The organism is Kitasatospora sp. NPDC059973, from assembly GCF_042737525.1.
In the GTDB taxonomy this organism is placed as follows: Bacteria; Actinomycetota; Actinomycetes; order Streptomycetales; family Streptomycetaceae; genus Kitasatospora.
The window spans coordinates 1-6,312 of the sequence record NZ_JBHWUI010000277.1 but is presented as its reverse complement, the minus strand read 5'-3'; the positions used below and the strand labels follow the sequence as shown (position 1 = coordinate 6,312).

Annotated in this window: 6 protein-coding genes; all 6 read left to right on the top strand. The window is 76.1% G+C overall.

Annotated elements, in window-relative coordinates:
* The first annotated feature begins 13 nt into the window (after nucleotides 1-13).
* Nucleotides 14-1,357 carry a 3-deoxy-7-phosphoheptulonate synthase gene (locus ACFWA9_RS37520; RefSeq protein WP_380393751.1) on the top strand — a complete coding sequence of 448 codons (1,344 nt, stop codon included), beginning with the start codon at nucleotides 14-16 and terminating at the stop codon, nucleotides 1,355-1,357.
* On the top strand, nucleotides 1,354-2,181 hold the full coding sequence (locus ACFWA9_RS37515) for a shikimate dehydrogenase family protein (RefSeq protein WP_380393748.1): 828 nt from the start codon (nucleotides 1,354-1,356) through the stop codon (nucleotides 2,179-2,181). Before ACFWA9_RS37520 ends, ACFWA9_RS37515 begins: the two co-directional genes overlap by 4 nt.
* 205 nt (nucleotides 2,182-2,386) lie before the next feature.
* The gene (rifK, locus tag ACFWA9_RS37510; protein WP_352294548.1) at nucleotides 2,387-3,547 is read left to right on the top strand and encodes a 3-amino-5-hydroxybenzoate synthase; all 1,161 of its coding nucleotides are present in this window, start codon (nucleotides 2,387-2,389) and stop codon (nucleotides 3,545-3,547) included.
* On the top strand, nucleotides 3,544-4,647 hold the full coding sequence (locus ACFWA9_RS37505) for a Gfo/Idh/MocA family protein (RefSeq protein ID WP_380393745.1): 1,104 nt from the start codon (nucleotides 3,544-3,546) through the stop codon (nucleotides 4,645-4,647). The genes rifK and ACFWA9_RS37505 overlap by 4 nt, the downstream gene beginning before the upstream one ends.
* Entirely contained in the window at nucleotides 4,644-5,339 is a 696-nt protein-coding gene (locus ACFWA9_RS37500) for an HAD-IA family hydrolase (protein WP_352294550.1), read from the top strand. The genes ACFWA9_RS37505 and ACFWA9_RS37500 overlap by 4 nt, the downstream gene beginning before the upstream one ends.
* A gap of 25 nt (nucleotides 5,340-5,364) precedes the next feature.
* Nucleotides 5,365-6,312 (top strand): ROK family protein, encoded by a 948-nt coding sequence (locus ACFWA9_RS37495; protein ID WP_380393742.1) that lies wholly within the window; start codon nucleotides 5,365-5,367, stop codon nucleotides 6,310-6,312.

The window sequence follows — 6,312 nt, the reverse complement described above, 5'->3', positions numbered from 1 at the left end:
CCTCGCTGCCGCGCTGGCCAGGCCCGCCGCGCAGCAGCCCGGCTGGCCGGACCGGGCCCGCGCGCAGGAGGTCGTCGCCCGGCTGCGCGCCGCCGCCCCGATCGTCACGCCCGCCGAGACCGCCCGGCTCGCCGAGCGGCTGGCGGCCGTCGCCCGGGGCGAGGCCTTCCTGCTCCAGAGCGGCGACTGCGCGGAGACCTTCGCCGACAACACCGAGCCGCACCTGCGCGCCAACCTCGGCCTGCTGCAGCGGATGGCCCTGGTGCTCGCCCGCACCACCGGACTGCTGGTGGTGCCGGTCGCCCGGGCCGCCGGCCAGTACGCCAAGCCGCGCTCCCACCAGGTCGACGCCCACGGCCTGCCGGTCTACCGGGGCGACATCGTCAACGGCGTCGAACCCACGCCCGCCGCCCGCACCCCGGACCCGGAGCGGATGCTCCTGGCCCACGCCGAGGCCTCGCGGACGGTGGACATCGCCCGCCGGCTCCGCCGGGACGGCCTGGGCGACCCGCACGCGCTGCACGCCGAGAACCTCCGCTTCGTCCGCGACGCGCCGGGGGGCCACCGGTACGCGCCGGCGGCCGAGGAGATCGGCCGCGGCCTGGGCCTCCCGGCCGGCCCGGGAGCCGGCGGCGGGACGGCGCCCGGGAGCGAGGTCTACGTCAGCCACGAGGCCCTGCTGCTGGACTACGAGAGCGCCCTGCTCCGGGTGACGGACGACGGGCCGGAGCCGCTGTACTCCAGCGGACTGGCGCACTTCCTCTGGATCGGCGAGCGCACCCGCGGGCCCGAGGACGCGCACATCGCCTTCGCGGAGCTGCTGGCCAACCCGATCGGCGTGAAGATCGGCCCGGGCACCACCCCCGAGCAGGCGGTCGAGTACGTGCGCCGGCTCGACCCGCACGGCACCCCCGGGCGGCTGACGCTGATCAGCCGGATGGGGCACGCGCGGGTCCGCGAGGTGCTCCCGCCGATCGTCGAGAAGGTCACCGCCTCCGGCCACCAGGTGGTCTGGCAGTGCGACCCGATGCACGGCAACTCCCGCACCGCGGACAACGGGTACAAGACCCGCCACTACGACCACGTCGTCGAGGAGATCGCCGGCTTCCTCGACGTCCACCGCGCGCTCGGCACCCACCCCGGCGGCCTCCACCTGGAGGCGACCGGCGAGGACGTCACCGAGTGCCTCGGCGGCGCCCGGGGGATCGCCGAGCACGAGCTGCCCCGCAACTACCGGACCGCCTGCGATCCGCGCCTGAACGCCGAGCAGTCGATGGAACTCGCCTTCACCGTCGCGGAGATGTTCGCGGAAGCGGTCGCACAGGGCGTCGCACCCCGCCCCGGGAGGCCACGATGACCGACGTCCCGCAGCCCGCCGTCCCGCCCGGCCCGCCGATCGGCGGGGCCACCCGGCTGTACGCCGTCCTCGGCGACCCGGTCGCCCAGGTGCAGTCACCCGGGCTGCTGAACCCGCTGTTCGCCCGGCTCGGCATCGACGCGGTGCTCGTCCCGGTGCACGCCCGGCCGGGGGACCTGGCCACGGTGGTCCGCGGCCTGCAGCACATCGGCAACCTGGACGGCCTGTTCGTCACCGTGCCGCACAAGGCCGCCGCCGCCGGCCTCGCCGACCGGCGCAGCCGCACCGTGGAGATCACCGGCACCGCCAACGTGCTGCGCCGCGAACCCGACGGCGGCTGGCTCGCCGAGAACTTCGACGGCTCCGGCTTCGTCGCGGGCCTGGCGCGGGCCGGCCACGACGTCCGCGGCCGCCGGGTCGCGCTGGCCGGCGCCGGCGGGGCGGGCAGCGCCATCGCGGCCGCCGTGCTCGCCGCGGGCGCCGAGCGGCTCGCCGTCACCGACCCGGACGGGCCCCGGCTGGCCGCGCTCGTCGCACGGCTGGCCGAGCACTGGCCCGGCCGGGTCCGGGCCTCGGCCGCACCACCCCTGCACGACAGCGACATCGCGGTGAACGCCAGCCCGCTGGGCCTGCGCCCGGGCGACCCGCTGCCGTTCCGGCCGGACGCCCTCGCGCCCGGCGCCGTGGTGGCGGACATCATCATGCAACCGAGGGAGACGCCGCTGCTGCGGCTGGCGGCCGCCCTGGGGTTCGACGTCCACCACGGAATCCACATGCTGAACGGTCAGGTGGACGAGTACCGCGCATTCTTCGGGCTGCGCTGACGGGTGATCGGCAGGTCGGGGCCGACGACTACCAGAACGAGGGATGCGGGCCGCCGAGGGCGGCGCCTACTGTGAGGCCGCAATACCTTGCGTGAAATCCCAGGGGCCATTGTTCCGCTCTTCCGTCGGCCACGCGCCCCGCCCGCTCAATCCCGCCAGGCCGTCCAAAAGCGGAGACCAGTTCGTAGCGGAGATTTGGAGAGACATGAACGCGCGACCGGCACCGGAATTCCCCTCCTGGCCGCAGTACGACGACGACGAGCGGAGCGGCCTGATACGCGCTCTGGAGCAGGGCCAGTGGTGGCGCATGGGCGGGGACGAGGTGAACTCCTTCGAGCGCGAGTTCGCCGACCACCACGGCGCACCGCACGCCCTGGCGGTCACCAACGGCACGCACGCGCTGGAGCTGGCGCTGCAGTGTCTGGGCGCTGGCCCGGGCACCGAGGTCATCGTGCCGGGCTTCACCTTCATCTCCTCCTCCCAGGCCGCCCAGCGGCTCGGCGCGGTCGCCGTCCCCGTCGACGTCGACCCCGTGACCTACAACATCGACGTGGCGGCCGTGGCCGCCGCGATCACCCCGCGCACCCGGGTGATCATGCCCGTGCACATGGCCGGGCTCATCGCGGACATGGACGCCCTCGGCAAGCTCTCCGAGTCCACCGGCGTCCCGCTGCTCCAGGACGCCGCGCACGCGCACGGCGCGCGCTGGCAGGGCAAGCGGGTCGGCGAGCTCGGCTCGGTGGCCGCCTTCAGCTTCCAGAACGGCAAGCTGATGACCGCCGGCGAGGGCGGCGCCCTGCTGTTCCCCGAGTCGGAGCTGTACGAGGCCGCGTTCCTGCGGCACAGCTGCGGCCGGCCGCGCACCGACCGCCGGTACTTCCACCAGATCGCCGGCACCAACATGCGGCTCAACGAGTTCTCGGCGTCCGTGCTCCGCGCCCAGCTGCGCCGCCTCGACGCCCAGACCGACCTGCGCGAGGAGCGCTGGAACCTGCTGTCCGGCCTGCTCGGCGCGATCGACGGCGTCGTCCCCCAGGGCAGCGACCCGCGGGCCGACCGCAACTCGCACTACATGGCGATGTTCCGGATCCCCGGCATCTCCGAGGAGGGCCGCAACGAGCTCGTCGACCGCCTGGTCGACGCCGGCCTGCCGGCCTTCGCCGCGTTCCGCGCGATCTACCGCACCGACGCGTTCTGGGAGACCGCCGCCCCCGACGAGACCCCGGAGGCGGTCGCCGAGCGCTGCCCCAACACCGAGGCCATCAGCCGGGACTGCGTCTGGCTGCACCACCGCGTCCTGCTCGCCTCCGAGGAGGCCCTGCACGCCACCGCCGCGATCGTCGCCGACGCAGTGGCAGCCCTGTGAGGCATCGCGCCGCCGTCGTCGGGCTCGGCTGGGCCGGCCGGGAGCTCTGGCTCTCGCGGCTCAGGACGCACGAGGACTTCGACGTGGTCGCCGTCGTCGACCCCGACCCGGCGCTGCGGGCGGCGGTCGGCGAGGCGACGGGCATCCCCGCCCACGCGGCGGTGGACGCCCTCCACCCCGAGGACGTCGACGTCGCCGTCGTCGCCGTGCCCAACCACCTGCACGCCGAGGTGGCCGCGGCGCTGCTGCGGCGCGGCCTCGCGGTCTTCCTGGAGAAGCCGGTCTGCCTGACCTCCGCCGAGGCGGACGACCTGGCGCGGGCCGAGCTCGACGGCGGCGTGCTGCTGGCCGGCAGCGCCGCCCGGCACCGCGCCGACGTCCGCGAACTGGCCGCGCTCGTCCCCGACCTGGGGCGGGTGCGGCACGTCGACCTGTCGTGGGTGCGGGCCCGCGGCGTCCCGAAGGCCGGCGGCTGGTTCACCCGGCGCAGCACGGCCGGCGGCGGGGTGCTGGTCGACCTCGGCTGGCACCTGCTGGACGCGCTGGCCGCCCTGGTCGGGCCGGCCGAGTTCGCCCAGGTGGTCGGCGCGACCTCCGACGACTTCGTCAACGTCGGCGCCTGGTCCGCCGCCTGGCGCCAGGACCGGCCCACCGACGCGCTCACCGGCGACGTGGAGGACACCGCCCGCGGCTTCCTGGTCCGCGAGGACGGCATCTCCGTCTCGCTGCGGGCCAGTTGGGCCTCCCACGAGGCCCTTGACGTCTCCCGGATCGTGGTCGAGGGCAGCGCCGGCAGCGCGGAACTGCGCTGCACCTTCGGCTTCAGCCCCAACCGGCAGCCCGAGCCGGTCCTGACCCTGACCCGGGAGGGCACCACCCGTCGGATCGCCGTGCCGGCGGAGCCGATCGGGGCCGAGTACCGGCGCCAACTGGACGGCCTCGGGGCACTGCTGGCCGACCCCGCCCATCGCGGCCGGGCCATCGCGCAGGCGCGTGGCACGGTCCAGCTCATCGAGAGTTTCTACGAGTCGGCCCGCGTTGCCGGCCGGGCGCGATCCGCCCGTCCCGCAGCCGCCCACGAGGAGGTGAGGACCTCATGACCGCCACATCGGCACCCGGGTCCGCCACGACCACGGACAGAGCAGCGAACCCCCGGCAGGCGGTCGTCTTCGACCTGGACGGGGTCATCGTCGACAGTTTCGCCGTGATGGGCCAGGCGTTCTCCATCGCCTACGCCGAGATCGTCGGCGACGGCCCGGCGCCCTTCGAGGAGTACCAGCGCCACCAGGGCCGCTACTTCCCCGACATCATGCGGATCATGGGCCTGCCGCTGGAGATGGAGGCGCCCTTCGTCCGCGAGAGCTACCGGCTCGCGCACCAGGTGCAGGTCTTCGACGGCATCCCCGAACTGCTCCAGGAGCTCCGTGACCGGGGCCTGCGGATGGCCGTGGCCACCGGCAAGGCCGGCGACCGGGCCCGCTCCCTGCTCGACGGCCTGGGCCTGCTCCCGTACTTCGCCCACGTGATCGGCTCCGACGAGGTGGCCCGGCCCAAGCCAGCCCCCGACATCGTGCTGCGCGCGCTGGAACTGCTGGACGTACCCGCCGACCAGGCCATCATGATCGGTGACGCGCCGACCGACCTGGCCAGCGCCCGCGGCGCCGGGGTCGCCTCCGCCGCCGCCCTCTGGGCCGGTCCGGACGAGGCCGAGCTGCTCGCGGCCGGCCCCGACGTGGTGCTGCGCCGCCCGGTCGAGCTGCTCGCCCTCTGCCCGGCCCTCAGCGGGCGCTGACCCGACCGCGCGGAGGCGGCACACCATGCGGACCGGCGAGAACGGACCGGCACCGGGGCCCGGCGGCGCGACGGACGCCGAGGAGGCGCCGCGCTACCTCGGCATCGACGTCGGCGGCACCAAGGTCGCCCTGCGGGCGGAGTCGGCGACGGGCCGGGCCGAGGAGACCTCCTTCGCCTGGGGCCCGGGCCGCGGCGCCGACCACGACCTGGCCCGGCTCGCCGAGCACGTCGGCACGCTGACGGCCCGGTCGGGCGCGCCCTTCCGGGCCGTCGGTGTCGCGATGCCCGCCACCGTCGGCCCGGACGAGCGGGTCACCGCCTGGCCCAGCCGGCCGGAGTGGACCGGTCTGCCCCTGGGCCCGGCGCTGCGGGCGCTGTTCCCCGGGGCGGCCGTCGTCTGGGCGGACGACGGGGACCTCGCGGCCCTCGCCGAGGCCGAGGCGGCGGCCTGCGCCGACCTCCTCTACCTGGGCGTCGGCACCGGCATCGGCGGCGGCCTCGTGCTCGGCGGCCGGCTCTGCCCGGGCCCGGCGCACGGCTCCTTCGAACTCGGCCACCTGGTCGTCGAACTGGACGGCCCGGTCTGCGTCTGCGGCCGCCGGGGGTGCCTCCAGGCGACCGCCTCCGGGCCCGCCACCCTGGCCCGCGCCGAGCGGCTGCGCGGCGCGCCCGTCACCTTCGACGAGCTGCGGGCGGGGCTGCGGGCCGGGCAGTCCTGGGCCGTCACGGCACTCGACCGGACCGGCCGCGCCCTGGCCGCCGCCGCCGTGGGCGTGGCGGAGCTGCTCCACCCCCGGCTCGCCGTGCTCGGCGGCGGCTTCGCGGCCGGGATCCCCGAACTCGCCGACCGCACGGCCGAGCACCTCGCCGCGCTCGCCCGGCCGGGCCTGGCCCCGCTGCCGGTCGCCCCGGCCCGGCTGGGCGGGCTCTCCTCGCTGCGCGGCGCCGTGCTGCTGGCCCGCGGGCAGTAG

Excerpts from the sequence above, each read along its gene's own strand:
- rifK (WP_352294548.1), top strand. The coding sequence starts at position 2,387 with ATGAACGCGCGACCGGCACCGGAATTCCCCTCCTGGCCGCAGTACGAC.
- ACFWA9_RS37515 (WP_380393748.1), top strand. The coding sequence starts at position 1,354 with ATGACCGACGTCCCGCAGCCCGCCGTCCCGCCCGGCCCGCCGATCGGC.
- ACFWA9_RS37495 (WP_380393742.1), top strand. The coding sequence starts at position 5,365 with ATGCGGACCGGCGAGAACGGACCGGCACCGGGGCCCGGCGGCGCGACG.
- ACFWA9_RS37500 (WP_352294550.1), top strand. The coding sequence starts at position 4,644 with ATGACCGCCACATCGGCACCCGGGTCCGCCACGACCACGGACAGAGCA.